This window comes from Variovorax sp. YR566 (assembly GCF_051992195.1).
In the GTDB taxonomy this organism is placed as follows: Bacteria; Pseudomonadota; Gammaproteobacteria; order Burkholderiales; family Burkholderiaceae_C; genus Variovorax.
Genome location: NZ_CP197092.1, coordinates 1953276 through 1971319, shown reverse-complemented (window position 1 = coordinate 1971319; position 18044 = coordinate 1953276). Strand labels below are relative to the sequence as shown.

Annotated in this window: 16 protein-coding genes; 10 read left to right on the top strand and 6 right to left on the bottom strand. The window is 68.8% G+C overall.

What is annotated here, in order from left to right:
• Positions 1-68 precede the first annotated feature (68 nt).
• Entirely contained in the window at positions 69-1955 is a 1887-nt protein-coding gene (locus tag ACTG4X_RS09100) for an ATP-binding protein (protein ID WP_440533659.1), read from the top strand.
• Here ACTG4X_RS09100 and ACTG4X_RS09095 read toward each other — a convergent pair.
• The 3 genes from ACTG4X_RS09095 to ACTG4X_RS09085 are packed head-to-tail and all read right to left on the bottom strand — an operon-like array spanning position 1927 to position 7042.
• A complete protein-coding gene (locus ACTG4X_RS09095; protein WP_093049105.1) occupies positions 1927-2904 on the bottom strand; it encodes a tripartite tricarboxylate transporter substrate-binding protein in 978 nt (325 codons plus the stop codon). The genes ACTG4X_RS09100 and ACTG4X_RS09095 overlap by 29 nt on opposite strands.
• A gap of 44 nt (positions 2905-2948) precedes the next feature.
• Positions 2949-4244: an alpha/beta hydrolase family protein gene (locus tag ACTG4X_RS09090; RefSeq protein WP_426393150.1), complete on the bottom strand. Its 1296-nt coding sequence runs from the start codon at positions 4242-4244 to the stop codon at positions 2949-2951.
• A gap of 50 nt (positions 4245-4294) precedes the next feature.
• Positions 4295-7042 (bottom strand): tannase/feruloyl esterase family alpha/beta hydrolase, encoded by a 2748-nt coding sequence (locus tag ACTG4X_RS09085; RefSeq protein ID WP_440533658.1) that lies wholly within the window; start codon positions 7040-7042, stop codon positions 4295-4297.
• 118 nt (positions 7043-7160) lie between these two features.
• Here ACTG4X_RS09085 and ACTG4X_RS09080 point away from each other — a divergent pair, with 118 nt between their 5' ends.
• Both ACTG4X_RS09080 and ACTG4X_RS09075 read left to right on the top strand, forming a co-directional pair.
• Positions 7161-8081: a LysR family transcriptional regulator gene (locus tag ACTG4X_RS09080; RefSeq protein WP_440533657.1), complete on the top strand. Its 921-nt coding sequence runs from the start codon at positions 7161-7163 to the stop codon at positions 8079-8081.
• Entirely contained in the window at positions 8078-9070 is a 993-nt protein-coding gene (locus ACTG4X_RS09075) for a Bug family tripartite tricarboxylate transporter substrate binding protein (RefSeq protein ID WP_093172299.1), read from the top strand. Before ACTG4X_RS09080 ends, ACTG4X_RS09075 begins: the two co-directional genes overlap by 4 nt.
• On the opposite strand, the gene ACTG4X_RS09070 is transcribed toward ACTG4X_RS09075, so the two are convergent.
• Positions 9071-9634, bottom strand: a complete 564-nt coding sequence (locus ACTG4X_RS09070) for a putative glycolipid-binding domain-containing protein (protein WP_093050349.1) — start codon at positions 9632-9634, stop codon at positions 9071-9073.
• 95 nt (positions 9635-9729) lie between these two features.
• On the opposite strand from ACTG4X_RS09070, the gene ACTG4X_RS09065 reads away from it, so the two are divergent.
• The 5 genes from ACTG4X_RS09065 (at position 9730) to ACTG4X_RS09045 (ending at position 14388) form a co-directional block, all read left to right on the top strand.
• Positions 9730-10254, top strand: a complete 525-nt coding sequence (locus tag ACTG4X_RS09065; protein WP_093049090.1) for a C4-dicarboxylate ABC transporter substrate-binding protein — start codon at positions 9730-9732, stop codon at positions 10252-10254.
• On the top strand, positions 10255-11742 hold the full coding sequence (locus ACTG4X_RS09060; RefSeq protein ID WP_440533656.1) for a TRAP transporter large permease subunit: 1488 nt from the start codon (positions 10255-10257) through the stop codon (positions 11740-11742).
• A gap of 30 nt (positions 11743-11772) precedes the next feature.
• On the top strand, positions 11773-12381 hold the full coding sequence (locus tag ACTG4X_RS09055; protein ID WP_440533655.1) for a YiiX family permuted papain-like enzyme: 609 nt from the start codon (positions 11773-11775) through the stop codon (positions 12379-12381).
• A gap of 119 nt (positions 12382-12500) precedes the next feature.
• Positions 12501-13694: a Y-family DNA polymerase gene (locus ACTG4X_RS09050; RefSeq protein WP_440534374.1), complete on the top strand. Its 1194-nt coding sequence runs from the start codon at positions 12501-12503 to the stop codon at positions 13692-13694.
• A gap of 7 nt (positions 13695-13701) precedes the next feature.
• On the top strand, positions 13702-14388 hold the full coding sequence (locus tag ACTG4X_RS09045; RefSeq protein WP_440533654.1) for a TIGR02117 family protein: 687 nt from the start codon (positions 13702-13704) through the stop codon (positions 14386-14388).
• Positions 14389-14398: 10 nt separating this feature from the next.
• Here ACTG4X_RS09045 and ACTG4X_RS09040 read toward each other — a convergent pair whose 3' ends face one another.
• The gene (locus tag ACTG4X_RS09040; RefSeq protein WP_093049075.1) at positions 14399-15442 is read right to left on the bottom strand and encodes a purine-nucleoside phosphorylase; all 1044 of its coding nucleotides are present in this window, start codon (positions 15440-15442) and stop codon (positions 14399-14401) included.
• A 121-nt stretch (positions 15443-15563) separates the two neighbouring features.
• On the opposite strand from ACTG4X_RS09040, the gene ACTG4X_RS09035 reads away from it, so the two are divergent.
• Positions 15564-16784, top strand: coding sequence for a DNA topoisomerase IB (locus tag ACTG4X_RS09035; protein WP_440533653.1), 1221 nt, complete (start codon positions 15564-15566; stop codon positions 16782-16784).
• Here ACTG4X_RS09035 and ACTG4X_RS09030 read toward each other — a convergent pair.
• Entirely contained in the window at positions 16727-17407 is a 681-nt protein-coding gene (locus tag ACTG4X_RS09030) for a hypothetical protein (protein WP_093049069.1), read from the bottom strand. The two genes, ACTG4X_RS09035 and ACTG4X_RS09030, sit on opposite strands and share 58 nt — an antisense overlap.
• A 219-nt stretch (positions 17408-17626) precedes the next feature.
• On the opposite strand from ACTG4X_RS09030, the gene ACTG4X_RS09025 reads away from it, so the two are divergent.
• On the top strand, positions 17627-18043 hold the full coding sequence (locus ACTG4X_RS09025) for a nuclear transport factor 2 family protein (RefSeq protein ID WP_093172309.1): 417 nt from the start codon (positions 17627-17629) through the stop codon (positions 18041-18043).
• The last annotated feature ends 1 nt before the right edge of the window (position 18044 follow it).

Below are 18044 nucleotides of genomic sequence, written 5' to 3'. Positions count from 1 at the left end.
GCACCGGAGCGCGCCGCACGAACTCCTGCAAGCCTTGCACACGTATCGCCTCCCTTACACTGCCCTTCATGAGTACGCAGGGCTCACCCTCATCCGCGCCAGGCAACACGATCACAGGCGCAGATGCACCGCCTGGCCCCGGCGACTCCCATGCCCAGCTGGTTCGCGAACGCCTGTTGCGCCGCATGTTCGTGATGGGTCCGCCCACGGTGCTCACAGCGCTGGCCGCGGCCATCGCGATGGCCGGCGTGTTCTTCTGGATGACGCGCGGCCTCGGCGCATTGATATGGGGCTTCGTGATCTGCGCGCTGCTCGGCCTGAGGCTGGTGTTCATGCGCTGGAACGCGCGTCTGTACCCGGAGCCCGAGTTCACCTTGCGCCAGCCCGACGGCGCGTGGCGCTTCATGTGCCCGCTGGGCGCCTACATGTCCATGTGGACGCTGGCGCCCTGGGCGCTGATGCCGCCGGGTACGGAATCGCCCATGCGAATCCTGATACTGCTGCTGGGCATGTTCGCCGTGCTGATGGGCTCGGTGCCGGTGATCGCCACATGGCGCGCCATGGTGCCTGTGGTCACCATTCCGCTCACGCTGGGCGTAGTGACGCGCTTCGCGTGGATGGGCGGCACGGACGGCTGGTTCACCTGCGTGGTCGGCCTGCTGTTCGGCGGCTCGATGGCGCGCTACGCACTGTCGCAGCACCAGCTCATCCGGCGCAGCCTGTCTGACCAGATCGACAAGGAACTGCTGAGCGAGCAGCTGCTGCGCCAGTCGTTCGAGCTGCAGCGGCTCAACCGCGAGCGCAGCCGGTTTTTCGCGTCGGCCAGCCATGACCTGCGCCAACCCGTGCATGCACTGGCGCTGTTCTCGCGCTCGCTGGAGCGCGACCTCGCGGACCACCCGCTTGCCCCCGTGGCCGGCCGCGTCGTGCAGGCGACCGACGCAGTGAGCGGCCTGCTCAACGCGATGCTGGACATCTCCAAGATCGATGCGGGCACTGTGGTGCCCCAGCCCATGGAGATCGCCGTGGACCCGCTGTTCCTGCGACTGTCGCAACTCTTCGAGCCGCGTGCCCAGCAGGCGGGGCTCTCGCTGCGGTTCCATACCGGGCCCGAATGGCTGAAAACCGATGCCGACCTGCTGCTGCGCGTGCTGACCAATTTCGTCGATAACGCCCTCAAGTACACACGGCACGGCGGCATTCTTGTGAGCGCGCGACCACGCGGCGACCGTTTGCGCCTGGCCGTGTGGGACACAGGCCTGGGCATCGCACCCGAGCATCTGCCTCATGTGTTCGACGAGTTCTACCAGGTCGACAACCCGCAACGTGATGTCGCGCGCGGCCTGGGCATCGGGCTGGCCATCGTCAAGCGCCTGGTCGACCTGCTCGGCGGTGAAGTCGGCGTGCGTTCCCGGCAGGACCATGGCAGCGTGTTCTGGGTCGACCTGCCGCGCCGACCACCGGCACCGGCAGCCCCGGCCCTCGCGCCCACGGCTACACCCGCTCCCGCCGCGATCGACACCATGGAGCTACCGCTGGTGCCGCCACGCGTACTGCTGCTCGACGACGAGCAACCTGTGGGTGAGGCGGTGCGCATGTGGCTGGCACCCTACTGCGAGCGCATCGAAATCACCACCCGGCTGTCCGATGCCTGCGCACAGGTGCGGGCAACGCCGGAAGACTTCGACGCTTTCATCGTCGACTTTCGGCTTGCTGACCCGCAGGACGGCATCCAGGCGACCGCGGAACTGCGCCAGCTTGCCGGCCGTCGCGTGCCCACGATCCTGGTCACGGGCGATACCGACCCCGAGCGTGTGCGTGCCGCTTACGCCAGCGATCTGGTCGTGATGTTCAAGCCGGTTCAGCCGGAGGTGCTGCTGCGCACCCTGCACCAGATCATCCGCAGCGAGGAAAGGGAGCCAGCCCTCAGTCCGCGTAGACGCCAGCCGCCTTGATCACAGGCGTCCACTTGGCGATCTCTTCGATCACGAACTTCTTGTGACCTGCGGGCTCGATGCGTCCGTCGGTGGCCACCACGGCGCCCAGCAGCTCTTCACGATGGATGAAGTCCGGGTCTTTCAGCGCAACCTTCAGCGCGTCATTCAGCTTCTTCAGCACCGGCGCAGGCGTGCCCTTCGGCGCATAGAGACCGTGCCAGATGGTGACCTGGAAGTTCTTCAGCCCGGCTTCGTCAAGCGTCGGCAAGTCTTTCAGCATCGGCAGCGCAAGCCGCTTCGATGTGGTGACGGCAAAGGCCTTCACCTTGCCGGCCTGGATCTGCGGCGTGGTGTTGGTGGTCTGGTCGCACAGCAGGTCGATCTGGCCGCCGATCAGGTCGGTGATGGCCGGGGCGGTGCCCTTGTAGGGCACGGGCGTCATCTCGGTCTTGGTGGCGCTCTGGTACAGCAGGCCGCACAGGTGCGAGGCGGAGCCCACGCCGGCATTGCCGATGTTGATCTTGCCCTTGTTGGCGGCGATCCAGGTGCTCAGCTCCTTGTAGTTGCTGGCGGGAATGCTGGGCTTGGAGATGAGCGTCATCGGCACGTCGTTGACGATGCCCAGGTATTCGAAATCGGTTTCGACCTTGAACGGCACATTGCGCACCAGGCTCGGCACGGTGGCCATCGCGATATGGTTCAGCAGCAGCGTGTAGCCGTCGGGTGCGGCGCGCGCCACCTTGGCCGCGCCGATGGAGCTGCCGGCACCGGGCACGTTGTCGATGATGACGGTGTTGCCGCCGAGCGGCTTGCGCAGCGCCTCGGCGAGGTCGCGCGCCACGCGGTCGGTCGGGCCGCCGGCCGCGAAGGGCACGACGATGGTGACGGGCTTGCTGCCCGGAAAGTCCTGCGCGTGGGCAGCGACGGCGGCAGCGGCGATCGCCGCGAGGGCGAACAGTTTCTTCATGGAGTCTCCGGGACGTTGGAAAAAAAGAGGATGAAAAAAGTAGATCAGGGCGCGCGTGATGGCACGCGGCTTTCGAGCGCGGGCGGCTGCCAGGTGGGCTGGATGTGGCAACCGTTCTTGCCGTCGGCATCGTAGCGAGGCATCAGCGACTTGCAGCGCTGCGCGAGGCTTTCGGGCGTGGGCTTCTCGCCCTTGTCGATCCAGTCGAGCAGCGCGGCAAAGAGCGCGGGATATTCCGAATCGCTGAGGTAGCTGTGCTCGCGCTCGTTGCTGAAGCTCTGCACCAGCAGGTCACCGGTGCCTGCCGCATCGCGGATGCGGCGATAGGAATTCTCCAGTTCGACGAAGGCGGTTGGATCGTCGATGGCATGCAGGCCCACGGTGGGCAGCGCGGTGCGGCCGGTGGGCTGGCTGTCGGCCGCCAGTGCGCCCTTGGCCTGCGGGTCGGCCGCGTAGCGCGCCACGCCGGCATTGAGCGCAGCATCGTCGGCCGAGCCGCTGTAGACCACGCCGATGTTGCCGAAGGGGTTGCGGCCGTTCAGCCGTTTCTGCACCAGGTCCTGGAACAGCCAGGTCGCCCATGTGAGGTGCCCCACCAACGAGCGCTCCTGGATCTTCACGACCGAAAGAATGGTCTTCAGTTTCGCCGCCTGCTCCGGCGTGCGCTGCGCGGCGGGCAGGCCGACGCCGGTGCACTCCTGCACGCGCGCGGCGAGGTCGGCGCGCGTGAGCTTCGAGTCCATCGGCAGGCCCATCCACAGCGGGTACTGCGGCTCGTCGGGGCGCGGGTGGTTGCGGCAGACGTACTGGTACACCACGCGCAGGTCGAGCCGGAAGTCGTAGGCGCTGTTGCCGCCGCCGAGCACGCCGCTGGTCAGCAGCAGGCCGTCGTACGGGCTCTTCGCGCCGCCGGCCGGCGCATACAGCTCGGCCGCTTTCGCCGCCACGCCGGCGCCGTAGCTCTGCCCGTGCAGCAGCGTGCGGCGCGGCTGGCCGAAGTGGCGCACGAAGATCTGGCGCAGGCGCTCGGTGTCTTCGGCCGACATGGTCACGCCGTAGCCGCCGCGTCGGTAGGTGGAACCGGCCCAGGCGTAGCCGGCCTTCACGGTGACGGCCCAGCGCTTGAGGTCTTCCGCGCTGCGCTCGAGCTTGGGCGGTCCGGTCTCGGGGCCGCCGTGGGCGTGCATGACGAGCACGCCGCGGTTCCAGTCCTTCGGAATGGCGATCCAGTAGAGGGCGCCCGTGCCGTCCTCACCGGTGTAGCAGCGCGCGGCCTCAGGCACCGGCGCGGGGCAGGTGGTGGCCTTGGGTGCGGTCGCCGCCGCATGCGCGGACAACATCGGCGCAGCGCCGATCAGTGCGAATGCCGCGAGGCTGGACAGTCGTTTTTTCAATGGCGTACTCCGAATTCGAGCGCCGCGTTCGCTCCCGGGTCGGAGACGAAGGCGAGAACGCCGCTGTTGAAGATGAAATTGCCCGGTCGGCCCGCATCGGCCTGCACCACGCCCAGCACGGGCGCGTCGTAGCTCAGCACCGCGGCAGCACCCGCCAGATTGAAACCGTTGCCGGCCACCGTGGCATCGTGGTTCTCGCCCTTGACACTGACCAGTGCATAGCTCCCGTCGGCCGTGCCGGGCGTCAGGCTCTGCTGCAGGCCGAACACACGCAGCCCCGCATTCGCGGCCGACTCGCGCACCAGGTGCACCGGTACGGCCACGCCGTTGACGAGGCCGATCACCATCGAGCCGGTGAGCGTGCCGCCGGTGGTCACGGCGCTGCCCGTGGGCGAGGTGGTGAACAGGTCGAACGAGGCGCGCGTGGTGTTGTAGGCGACGTAGCCCTTCTCGGTCTGCGTGCAGTTGGCGTCGTAGATCATGAAGCCGCCGGACACCGGATCGCGGCAGTACTGGAAGGTGCCCGCATTGCGCAGCCGCACGGCCAGCGACTGCGCACTGGTGCCGCCCGTGCCCTGCTGCACGCCCACCGCGTTGAAGATGTTCGCCACCGACTTGAAGTCGCCCGACACCGGCGCCGTCGCGAAGGTGCTCTGGAACGCCACCAGGGGCGCGAAGCCGCCGCCGCTGGGCGCGTTCACGCCGCCCGACACCACGCCGCCGGGCCCGAAGCTGAACACCGCGCCGCTCTCAGCGCTCGAATAGCTGCAGTTGCCCTCGGCAATGAGCGAGCCGGTGCGCTGCGTGCCCACGGTGCGCTGCAGGCTGGCGTCGATGGTTATGGCGTAGGTCATGGCGGCGGGGTCGATCTGCACGCGCAGCTCTTCGCCGAAGCTGTTGCCGCCCTTGTAGCTGGTGACGGAGGCGGGCAGGTTCGGGCAGGCCAGCGGGTCGCCGACCTCGGTCACGCAGCTGTAGTTGACGGCCGCGTCCAGGCTGCCGCTGCCGCGGTACTTGGGCCATGCCGGAAAGCGGCACAGCGGGCGCGTGCGGCCATAGGTGCCGGCCACCGCGTCGGCCGCGATGCCGGTGGCGGGCGCGAGGCCGCCTTCCACCCAGCCTTCGAGCGCGGCGAGCGAGTCCCAGTTGGGAATGAAGCTGCCGGTGCCATGGCCCATGCCGGGCACGGTGTAGAAGCGCATGCCCTGATCGACCGCCGCCTGGCCCAGCGTGGCGACGACCTGCTTGTAGTAGTCGATGGTCGAGTTGTTGCTGATCACCTCGTCGGCCAGCCCGTGCAGCATGATGAGCCGGCCGCCATGGCCGAAGAACGGTGCCAGGTTGGGGTTGGTCGCGTCCGTGAGGTTCGATACCGCTGTCACGCGTGCGGTGTAGGCGCCCGGGTCGAGTGGGTCGAAGGTGAGCGAATCGAAGGCGTCGATGCGCGTGACGAAGTACTTCACCCACTGGTCGCCGGTGACGTACATGTTGGCGTCCAGCGAGGTCGCCGGGTTGCCCGGCACGGCGCGCGTGCCGAGGTCGCGCGTGGTGTACGGGCCGGCCACCAGCGTGCCTTCGAGGATGTTGTAGCCGCCCGCGCGCTTCACGCCGTTGGCCAGCGAGTAGGTCGTGAAGTCCAGCGGGTTCTCGATGGCGCGCACGGTGTCGAGCTGCGCGTCCGACAGGCAGGTGTTGCCCGTGTCCGTGCCGCCGGGGCAGCGCAGCGAGGCCAGGATCTGCGTGTTCAGCAGGCGGCAGCTCTCCACGTTGCTGATGAGGTTGTCGGCTGCGCCGTCGAGCTTGTCGCAGGCGTTCATCACGGTCTTCTGCACCAGCAGCGTCTTGGTCACGTTCATCCAGCCCACGCCGCCGTTGCGGTACAGGGCGCGGCCCACGGCCACGTTCGACAGGCGGGTGCCGGTGTAGTTGAGCGCGGGTTCGTTGGCGATCACGCCGTCGTAGTCCAGCGGCCAGCGCTGGATGTAGCTCAGCGCGTCGCGCCCGCCGGTCGAGGTGCCGAGAAAGTAGGCGTGCTTGGGCGCCATGCCGTAGCGCGCGAGCACCAGCGCCTGCGCCACGTCGCGCGTCTTCTTGAGCGAGAGGCCGCCATAGTTGGCCAGCTGCTCGTCGTTGGCCGCGAACTTGCCGTCGGTGATGCTGCCCGACTGGTGGCCCGAGTCGTCGCCGTAGGTGGCGTAGCCCAGCGCCAGCGGCGCGGGCTTGTCGGCGGGGCCGAAGCGGATGACCTCGGTGCCGTCGATGAGCACGCCGTCGAAGCCGCCGCCGCCGAAGTGGATGGTCTTCTGGTTCCACTTCTCGGGCAGGTTCACCGCGAAGTTGATGACTTGCGAAGCGGGGTCCACCGGCTGGATGGTGCCGCGCACGCGGCAGTAGTCGCCGAGCGTGTTGCCCACGTCGCCCGCGGCCACGGGCGTGGCGCTGGTGACGGTGGCGCCTTGCGTGGGCAGACTGATGAGCGAGGCGGGCAGGCTCTTGCCCGACAGGTCGGCACACGAGACAACCGGCTGCACGGGCGGGGGCGGCGGGTTGTCGGGCGGGCCGTCCGGCGGGTTGTCGGCGGGCGGGTTATTGCCGTCGCTGGCGGGCGGGGTTGTAGGCAGGATCGGGAGGAAGCCGGCACCGCCGCCTCCCCCACCGCCGCCACCACAGGCGGCAAGGATCAGCGAAATACCGATCGCGGAAACGACGGCACGAAACATCGAGGCAGGGCGCGTTTTGCGCATGGATTTGTCTCCGGCATGCGGCCTCGGTGGGCCACTTTTTGAATAGGCGGCCGGACGATAGATTCAGGGTGACTTAGGGTCAAATAAAATAACAAGGCACTCTTCATACGAAAAAAATATGGACATACGGGCACTGCGCTACTTCGCCGCCGTCGCGGAGACCGGCCACATGACACGCGCGGCCGAGCAACTGGGCATCCAGCAGCCGCCGCTCAGCCAGCAGATCAAGGCGCTGGAACGCGAGCTGAGTGTGCTGCTGTTCCGCCGCCATCCGCGCGGCGTGGCCCTCACCGACGCGGGCCGCCTCTTTCAGACCGAGGCGCTGCGCATGCTGCAGGACATGGACGCCATGAAGCAGCGCATGGTGCGTGTAGCCAAGGGCCAGGCCGGCACGCTCGCAGTCGGCTTCACCAGCTCGGCCGCGGCGCACCGCTTCATGCCCGAGGCGCTGCGCGAGTTCCGCCGGGCGTACCCGGCGGTGGAGCTTCAGCTGCGCGAAGACAACGCCGCCGAACTCACCGAGGCGCTGGCCGCGGGCCGACTGCACTGCGGCCTGTTGCGCGTGCCGGTCGCGCGGCCCGAGGGGCTGGTGTTCGAGACGCTGCTGCGCGAGCCGGTGCTCGTTGCCATGCCCAGCGACCATCGCTTTGCCCTCGGCCGCAACAAGGCCTCGCGCCCGCTACCGCTCGCGAAGCTGTGCGAGGAAGGCATCATCCTCGTGCGCCGCCCCGGCGCGCCCGGCCTCTATGCCGACCTGCTAGCGCTGTGCCACGCCAAGGGCCTGCGCCCGCGCGTGGTGGCCGAAGTCGATCGCATGATGACCAACCTGAACCTAGTGGCCGCCGGTGTCGGCCTGTCGGTGGTGCCGGCCTCGATGACCGGCGTGCACGCACACGCCATCGCCTATGCGCGGCTGGCCGATGGCGGCCAGCTCGATGCGCCGCTCACGCTGGTGTCGCGCGTCGAGGAAGACAACCTGCCCGCGCAGCATTTCGCGGAGCTGCTGCGCAGATTGGCTGTCGAAAATCCGGGGTCATGAGCTTGCTGCGGCGTCGTCATTTCATCCAGCGCGCGGGCGGCGCGCTCGCGACGGCGATGTGCGCGCTGCCGGAGGTGTCGCATGCCGCGCCATGGCCAAGCCGCCCGGTGCGCCTGATCGTGGTCTACCCGCCCGGCGGCGTGAGCGACGGCATGGCACGCGTGCTGGCAGAGCCTCTGGCGCAGTCGCTGGGCGTGCCGGTGCTGATCGAGAACCGTCCCGGCGCGGGCGGCAGTCTCGGCATGGATGCGCTCGCGCGCGCAACACCCGATGGCTGCACCCTGGCCTTCTCCGCCATCAGCCCGCTCACGCTGCACCCGCTGCTGGCGCGCGTGCCCTACGACCCGCAGCGCGCCTTCGTGCCCGTGGCCAGCGTGATGCGCACGCCGGTGCTTGTGGTGGGCACGCCGGCCTTCACAGGGCACGGCTTCGGTGAGCTGATCGCGCAGGCGCGCAGGCAACCGGGCGAGGTGCGCTGGGCCACCTCGGGCGTGGCGACCATCGGCCACCTGGTGCTGGCGCAGGTGCGCGTGCAGAGCCGCACCGACATCACGCACATCCCCTACCAGGGCGGCGGGCCTCAACTCAACGATGCGCTGAGCGGACAGTTCGAGGTGCTGTCGACCAACGTCGCGGCGCAGCAGCTTCAGTACATCGAAGGCGGGCGCTTCCAGGCGCTTGCAGTCGGCGCGCCTGCTCGCATCGAGGCACTGCCCGCGGTTCCCACGCTCGCGGAGCTGGGCTTCGAGAAGGCGAACCGCGATTCGCTCTTCGGCATCTTCGCGCCGGCACGCACGCCTGCGGCGGTGGTGCAGCGGCTCAATGCGGAGATCAATCGTGTGCTGGACAGCAGCGTGGTGCGCGCACGGCTGCGTGGGGCATACAACCTGCCGGCCGGTGGTGGCACCGACGATTTTGCGCACGAGATTGCGGTTGATCGACGGCGCAATCGCGAACTGGTCGCGGGCGACCGCTCGCAGTTCGACTGATTACTTCTCGGCGACCCAGAGCCTCGGGTAGTCGCGCACGAAGCCGTCTTCCGTCACGCTCAACGTCGCCGCATAGTCGAAGCGCTTGGCCTCGTAGGCATATTCGCTCTCGCTACGCCGCTCGTAGCGCTGCGCCAGCTCGCTCAGCACGCCACCACCATCCAGATCGACCCAGGCCGCCGGAGCATCGGCGCCCTCGCCCTTCGCCAGGTTGAGCCGTCGCAACTGCAGCAGGTTGGTTGCAGGCGTGAAGCCCAGGTCGAGATCGACGCAGTGCGACAGGTCGGGCACCGCCTCGTCGTTGAGCTTCCAGTGGCCACGCGGGTCGCGGGCAATCGACAGATCGACGGCCACGTCGCCCAGCCAGCCGCGCACGGTGCCCCATTGGGTGTGCCAGTGCAGGTCGCAGCGCACGCGGTAGTGCAGTTGGCCGATGCGGCCGTCTTCCTGTCGGAACACGGCCGCGCCATCGAGCTGCCAGGCCGAGGCATTGCGTTCTAGACGGCAGGCGTCGTGGCCCGGTACATCGAGCCTGCGCCAAAGGATGGAGGCGACTGTTTGCATGGCGCGGATGATGGCACCGGCATGCTGCACCGCGCAAGCAATGACCCGCGCGGCCGCAGGTGGTGGTCAGGTTCCGGGAAGACTATCGGCGTCGCATGACGCCGCCATCTGCCGATCTTCCAGCCCCTCCCCCGCCGCCGGCCCCGCGCTGGCTCGACTGGATCGACCGCGCGGCGATGCCCTTTGCCATCGCAATCGCCCTGCTGCTGTTCGCCCAATGGCCGCTGCGCGACCTGGCCGGCTCGGGCAATGGCCCCACGCAGGCCAACGACCTTGCGCAGTGGCTGTTCGCGCTGTACGTGGCCGTGGCGCTGCGGCACGCCGGGCGCCGCGGCGCGCACCTCGTGGCGCGGCCCGACCTGGCTGCCGACACCAGCGGGCGCTTTGCGCGGCTGCGCCGCATCGGCGCGGCGCTGTGCGTGCTGCCGTGGGCGCTGTTCCTGATCGTGACGGCCACGGTGCCGGTGTGGCGCTCGGTGGCCGCGTTCGAGCTGTTCCCCGACACTTTCAACCCCGGCTATTTCATGATCAAGGTGGCGCTGCTGCTGCTCGCGGTGTTGCTGGCGGTGCAGAGCGCGCTCGATCTCCTGCGCGAACTGCGCCATCCACGCGGGCACTGAATGGCCTGGCTCGGACTCGCCCTGCTCGCGCTGGCCCTGGCGCTGATGATGACCACCGGCTGGCCGACTTATGCCGTGCTGCTCGGCGTGTGCACGCTGGGCGCGCTGGCTGGACTGGCGCTGGGTGCGTTCGATGCGGCGCTGCTGCAGAACCTTCCGTGGCGCATCATCGGCCTGCTGGAGCACGACCTGCTTCAGGCGCTGGCGCTCTACGCGCTGGTGGGCGCGCTGCTCAACCGGCTGGCGCTGGCCGAGCACCTGTACAACGGTTTGCGCAAGGCGCTGGCCTTCGTCGCGCCGCGCGCCGCATCGGAGCTGGCCGGCATGGTGCTGGGCCTGATGCTCGCGCCGATGAACGGCTCGGTCGGCGCCAGCCTGCTGACGCTGGCGCGCACGGCCGGCAAGGGCTGGGCAGCCGAAGGCCTGCCCGCTGCACAACGCACCGCGCTCGTGGCCGTGACCAGCACGCTGGGCGTGATCGTGCCGCCATCGCTTGTGCTTCTGCTGCTCGGCGACGCGATGCTGCGCGCCCACACCGAGGGCGTGAACATGGCGCGCACGCTGGCCTTGCCCACAGCCAATGCCAACCGCATCGTCAACACACAGGACATCCTCCAGGCCGCGTTGATGCCAGCAGCGGCGCTGCTGATCGGCTGGCTCGCGGTCGCGTGGTTCGGCGCCCGGCGCAACAAGCCCGCCGCCACTGCAGCGCCGCGCGAGCCGATGCAGCCGCGCGAAGGCTGGACGCTGCTGCTCGTGCCCCTGCTGATCGGCGCTTTGCTCGTGCTGGTCACGCTGGGCAGGGTGCGCGCGGTCGAGGGCGCGGCCGCCGCCTGCGTGCTGCTGCTCGGCTGGGGCCTGGTGTCGCGCCAGCTCACGCGAGCGGTGCTGTGGCAGGTGCTCGACGACGCGATGGCGCTCACCGGCGCACTGTATGCGCTGCTGGTGGCGGCCACCACTTTCTCGCTGCTGCTGCGCGGCTTCGGCACCGACGGGCTGATCGCGCGGCTCATGCTGTCGCTGCAGGGCCACCCCATGGTCGGGCTCATGGCGGTGCTGGCCGTGCTGCTGGCCTGCGCCTTCGTTCTCGACGCCTTCGAACTGATCTTCCTCATCGTGCCCATCGTCATGCCGCCGGTGCTCGCCCAGCTCGACGACGCCGCATGGATCGCCACCCTGACCCTGCTGGTGCTGCAGGCCGGCTTCCTGCTGCCGCCTTTCGGCTATGCGCTGGTGCTGGCACGCGGGCAGGTCGCGCCGCGCCCGCCGGTGGCTGCCGTGGCGCGGGCGCTGGCGCCTTACCTGGCGGTGCTCGCCACCGTGACAGCACTGGTGATGGCGCTGCCCGAGACCACGCGCTGGCTGCGCAGCTCGCCCACCGCGCTCGCGCCCGCCGAGCCGATGAACGATGAAGCGGTGGACCGCCTGATGCGCGAGATGGCGCCGCCCGACACCGGCGACAGCGCCGCTCCACCAGAGGAGAAATAGCGCCGCGGCGTGCCGCACAATGCGCGGCGTATGACATTCAAGCTCCCCGTCGCGCTCGCACTCGTCCTGTCCTTCAGCGCCAGCCACGCGGCGGCAACGCTGAAAGACGGCGACATCATCTTCCACACCTCGCGTTCGGCGCAGAGCATCGCGGTGCAGCGCGCCACCGGCTCGCGCTACAGCCACATGGGCATCGTGCTGTTGCGGGGCGGCAAGCCTTATGTGTTCGAGGCGGTGTCGACGGTGCGCTACACGCCGCTTGCGCAATGGACCGCGCGCGGCAACGGCGGGCACTACGTGGTGAAGCGGCTGCGCAATGCCGACACGCTACTGACACCAGGCGCGGTGGCCAAACTGCGCGCGGGCACCTCTGACTTCGAAGGGCGGCCCTACGACCTGACCTTCGAATGGTCCGACAAGCGCATCTACTGCTCCGAACTCGTGTGGAAGCTCTACCAGCGCGCGCTGGGCGTGCGCATCGGCGAGCTGCAGAAGATCCGCGAATTCAACCTGGGCGACCCTGCGGTGCGCGCCAAGATGCGCGAGCGCTATGGCGACAAGGTGCCGATGGACGAGCCGGTGATCTCGCCGGTGGCGATGTTCGAATCGCCGCTGCTCGTGACCGTCGAAACCCGCTGACCGGATCTCCCCCGCGCGGGCACACGCCGCCCGACCGCGAGACAATCGTGACCGTGAGTTCACAGACCCAGCCACCGTCACCTGCGACACCGCCGATCCGCCGCATCGCGCACCTCGACATGGACGCCTTCTACGCGTCGGTCGAGCTGCTGCGCTATCCGCAGCTCAAGGGCCTGCCGGTGGTGATAGGCGGCGGGCGGCGGCGCGTGGACGAAGCCATCCGCAACCTGCCCGAGGGCGGCACGCTGGCCGACATTCCGGTCGAGTCCTTTCCGCTGCTGAAGGACTACACCGGCCGCGGCGTGATCACCACCGCCACCTACCCGGCGCGGCAGTTCGGCGTGGGCTCGGCCATGGGGCTCATGAAGGCGGCCAAGCTGTGTCCGCAGGCCATCATCCTGCCGGTGGACTTCGACGAGTACCGGCGCTATTCGCGCGCCTTCAAGAACCTCATCCTGGAGGTCGCGCCGCTCATGGAAGACCGCGGCGTGGACGAGGTGTACATCGACTTCACCGACGTGCCCGGCGGCCAGCGCGACGGCGGGCGCTCGCTGGCGCGGCTGCTGCAAAAAGCCATCTTCGATGCCACCGGCCTGACCTGCTCCATCGGCGTGGCGCCCAACAAGCTCATCGCCAAGATGGCGAGCGAGTTCAACAAGCCCAACGGTATCTCCATCGTCTACGAGGACGATCTCGAATCGCGCATCTGGCCGCTACCCTGCCGCAAGGTGAACGGCATCGGCCCCAAGGCCGACGAAAAGCTCAAGCGCTTCGGCATCGAAACGGTGGGCCAGCTCGCGGCGCGCGACCGCGACTGGCTCATTGCCACCTTCGGCAAGGCCACCGGCGCATGGATGCACGAGGTGGCCTGGGGCCGCGACAACCGCCCGGTGGTGACCGAAAGCGAGCCCGTGTCGATGAGCCGCGAGACCACCTTCGACCGCGACCTGCACGCGGTGCGCGACCGCGCCGAGCTGGGCGCGATCTTCACGCAGCTGTGCGAGCAGCTCGCCGCCGACCTGCAGCGCAAGGGCTACGTGGGCAAGACCATCGGCATCAAGCTGCGCTACGACGATTTCAAGATCGCCACACGCGACCAGACCATCGACCGCTTCACGGACGACGCGAAGACCATCCGCCACACGGGCGGGCTGTGCCTGAAGCGCGTGCCGCTGGAGCGCCCGCTGCGCCTCCTGGGCGTGCGCGTGGGCGCGCTGGCGAAGGCGGGCAGCCCCGAGGCGCTGGCGCCCGCCGGGGCCAGTGCGCATCGCGCCGCGTCGGAACCGGCGGCGACCACCGCGTCGCTGTTCTGAACACGCCATGGTGCTGAAACGCTGGCTGCGGCGCGTCGCCTTCACGCTGCTGGGCTTCGTTGCGCTGGTCGGCCTCTACGTGGCCACGGCCTGCGTGCTGGTGTTCTGGCCGGCCAATGCGAAGCCATCGAACGATGCGACCGCCGACGTACAGGCCTGGGTGCTGAGCAATGGCGTGCACACCGACTACGTGTTCCCCATCCGATCGGCCACCGTCGACTGGCTGCAGGTGTTCCCGCTGAAAGACTTCAAGGCGCCGCCGCCCGATGCCGAGTTCATCGCCATCGGCTGGGGCGACCGCGAGTTCTACCTGAACACGCCCACCTGGGGCGACCTGACGGCGGCGCGCGCTTTCGGGGCTCTGTCGGGCGGCAACCGCGCGCTGATGCATGTGAGCTACCTGCGGCGCAACCAGCTGGGGCGCGGCGCCTACAGCCTGCCGCTCTCGCAGGCGCAGTACGCGCAACTGGCCGGCTACGTGCGCGCCGCGCTGCCCTCGGGCCAGGCCACGCCCATTGCGGGCGCGCACTACGACAGCCAGGACGCCTTCTACGAAGCCGAAGGCGGCTACAACCTCTTCGAGACCTGCAACACCTGGACTGGGCGCGGGCTGCGGCGCTCGGGCGTCACCGTCAGCCGCTGGACGCCCTTCGACTTCACGGTGACGTGGCACCTGAAGCCGGTGCGGCCCTGAGCGACGAAGCTCAGGGCTTGGGCACGCCGGCCGACCACTGCGGCCAGTTCGCAACGATGTGATCGACCACGCGGCTGCCCACCAGCTCGATGTTTTCCACCGTCTCGGCAAAGCCGCCGGCCGTTTCGCCCGGTGCAGGGTCCAGGTGCTGCAGCGTGGTTTCCTTCGGGCTGCCCTGGTCGAAGTTGACGGCGCCGCGCAGGCTCATCACGCGGTCGGTGCCGTGGGTACGCTTGATCACGAGGGTGATGGCGGCGGCTTCCATTTCGGTGATGACGTAGTCGTCGGCGCCGTAGAGCTTGGCGATGTACTGCGCCTGCTTCGACATGCCGGGGCCGTGGAAGAAGGTGTCGCCGGTCATGTGCGTGCCGGTACCTACGAAGGGCGCGCGGCGGGCCGCGGCATCGGGGTAGCGCAGGCGGTACTTGCGGGCCGAGTCGGCGTCTTTCAGCGGCGTGTCGGCCGAGAGCTTCATGGCCCAGCCCACGAGGTCGGGGTTGAGCTTGAAGCGGCGGTATTCCTCGTAGCCCTTGCGCGGCATGAAGGTCGGTTCGCCGGGCTTGTTCTCTTCGGGTGCCCAGCGGTGGCCCAGGTCGTAGTCGACCAGCCAGGTGGCCCAGCTCACTTCGCCGATGGTGCCGCGCGAGGGCGGAGTGCCGGCCACGCCCGAGATCACGTAGTAGCTCTGCGAGAAGTCGAACTGCGGGTTCAGCAAGATGGCCTGCATCGACGACGACGAGTTGACCTTGCCCATGCCGAGCACCGCGCCGCACACGCCGTCGGTGTTGCAGTACACGGGCTGCAGTGCGCCGGGCACCGCAATGGGCCTGGCGCCCTTCCAGTAGCGCTCGTACCAGTGCTGGAACTCGCCGGCACGGTCACCGGTGTTCTGGCCGATCTCGAACATGGCGGCGACGAAGACCTTGACCTTCACGGGCGCAGCCGGGGCAGATGCGGTCGGGGTCGAAGTGGAAGCACAGGCCGTGAACAGCAGCGCCGCGGCGGGCACGGCCAGCCAGCGGGCGGTGAAAAAGGAGGACTTGAAAGAAGTCATTCTGGAACCCGTTAAGAAGGACAAGGACGGCAGGACAAGGACAACAAGCGCGCCCGGCGTCCTACAACCGCCGATTGTCGGTGCTGGCAAAAGCGCGATGTAACGCCATCACGCAAACACCATGCCGGACTCTTCCACTCCTGCAAAGCCTCCGACGAGGCCTCCTTCGAAGCCGACGCCCATCGCCAACGGCCTCGTCTACGTGAACCCCGACATGCCCGGCATCCGCCGCCTGAAGCACGGCGAGCGCTTTCGCTATCGCGATGCCAAGGGGCAATGGCTGCGCGACGTGGACGAGATCTCGCGCATCCGCATGCTGGCCATTCCGCCGGCCTACACCCAGGTCTGGATCTGCCCGCTGCCCAACGGCCATCTGCAGGCCACCGGCATCGACGCGCGCGGGCGCAAGCAGTACCGCTATCACGCCGACTGGCGCTCGATGAAGGACGAGACCAAGTTCGACCGCCTCGAAGCCTTCGCGCTCGCGCTGCCGCGCATCCGCGCCCGTGTGGCGCGCGACCTGCAATTGCCAAGGGGCCAGAAGGCGCCGGGCCGCAGCCAGGTGCTCGCGGCGGTGGTGCGCCTGCTCGACACCACGCTGCTGCGCGTGGGCAACGAGGAATACGCGAGCAGCAACGGCTCCTACGGCCTCACCACGCTGCGCAACCGGCATGCGGCCGTGCAGGGCCAGGCCCTGCGGCTGCGCTTTCGGGGCAAGAGCGGCGTGATGCACGAGGCGAAGCTCGACGACCCGCGCGTGGCCAGGGTGGTGCGGCAATGCCAGCAGTTGCCGGGGCAGGCGCTGTTCCAGTACGTGGACGAGGATGCAGAGGGAGGCGGAAATGGCGAACTGCGCAGCGTCTCGTCCACCGACGTGAACGACTACCTGGCCGAAGCCGCGCAGGGTGAGCGCTTCACCGCGAAGGATTTCCGCACCTGGCACGGCACCGTGCAGGCGCTGGAACTCACCCGGCTGGCCTGCGAGCCGGGCCGCGCCGCTGCCGACGGCACTCGCTACAGCGCAAAGGACATCCTCGCGGCCGTCGCCAGGCAACTCGGCAACACGCCAGCAGTCTGCAAGAAGGCGTACGTGCACCCGGCCGTGCTGGCGCTGGGCAGCGCGCTCTCGGAGGGCGACGAAGCCACCGGCGCACTGTTCGAAAGGATCGCCGGGCACGGCACGGCCAGGCCATCACGTGGGCTGCATGCGGCCGAACGGCGGCTGCTGGCCTTCCTGCGAGCGCCACGGGGGAGGCATGCGGCGCGAGGCCGCAGCAGCAAGACTCAGTTGCCGGTCGCGAGCACGAGGCGCACGCTGTCGCCATCCAGCGCCACGGCGTAGCCAAGGTCTTCAGCCAGGTTCTGCAGCGCGACGGCATCGATGGCCAGGGCGCGCGGTGCGCGGTGCGCATCGAGCACGGCGGGCGTGCCACCGGGTTCGCGCGGCAGGGCCGTGAGGCGCAGTGCATTCGCACCATCTGCCTCGACACGGATCGCCCCCGCCTCGGCCGCACCGTCGTGCAGGTACCCCAACGCCCCGAGGAACAGATAGCGCAGGGCCGCCGCGGCAGGCCAGCGGTGCTCGTCTTCCTGCGGATCGAGCGAGGCATCGGCGTCGAGCGACACGCCGTGCAGGTCGAAGGCCGAGCGCATCAGCGCCACGCATTGCGCCACCAGCGCGCTGCGGGTGATGCCGTCGTCGGTGGTGGCCAGTTCCCAATCGCGCAGCGAGCGGACGGCTTCGATCAGCTCCGACACCTGGTTGTCGATCAGCGCCACCCGCTCTTCGCAGGCCACGGCGTCGATGGTGGCGGCGCCAACCTGCCGCTTGAGCATCAGCAGCGCCATGCGGATCACCGAGACGGGCGCCGCCATGTCGTGCCGCAGGGCGGGCAACGCACGTGTGAGCAGTTCGTGGCGCACGCCGGCGGCGATCCAGCTGCGCGCACTGGGCGAGGCCTTCATTGCGCAGCAGCCACGGGCGTCGGGTTCATCGGCACGGTCACGAGGTACTTCCTGAAACGGGGGAGTTAACAAGTATCGTGCCCGACCCCGGGTGCGGGTGTAGGAGCGTGCCTACGATGGCCCCGCCCACCGGTTGGGAATGTCCGGAAACGGCGCGCCGACGCTCGGCCCTGCCTCTACCTTCGTGCCTCCGTCCACCCCCCGCCCCGATCGATCCTCATGACCCCAGAGCAGAACAAGCGCGCCGTCACCGAAGCCTGGAAGGCCTTTGCGAGCCGCGACCCGCAGCGCATCCAGGCCGTCTTCACCGAAGACGCCGAATGGCTGGCGCCCAAAGGCAACGCGACAGCGGTGGCGCTCGACGTACCAGACCACATGATCGGACCGGCTGCGATCGCGCATTTCCTGGTCGAGGCCTTTCCCAAACTCTTCGTCGCAGACGTCGCGGTGAGCTTCTCTCATCTGTACTGCGACGGCGACACCGTGATCCTCGAAGAGCGCATGCAGGCCACGCTGGCCAGCGGCAGGCACTACGACAACGACTACTGCTTCGTCTTCGAGCTGCGCGAGGGCCGCATCGCCCGGGTGCGCGAGTACATGGACACGCAGAAGGGCCGGGCCGCGATCTTCGGTTGAA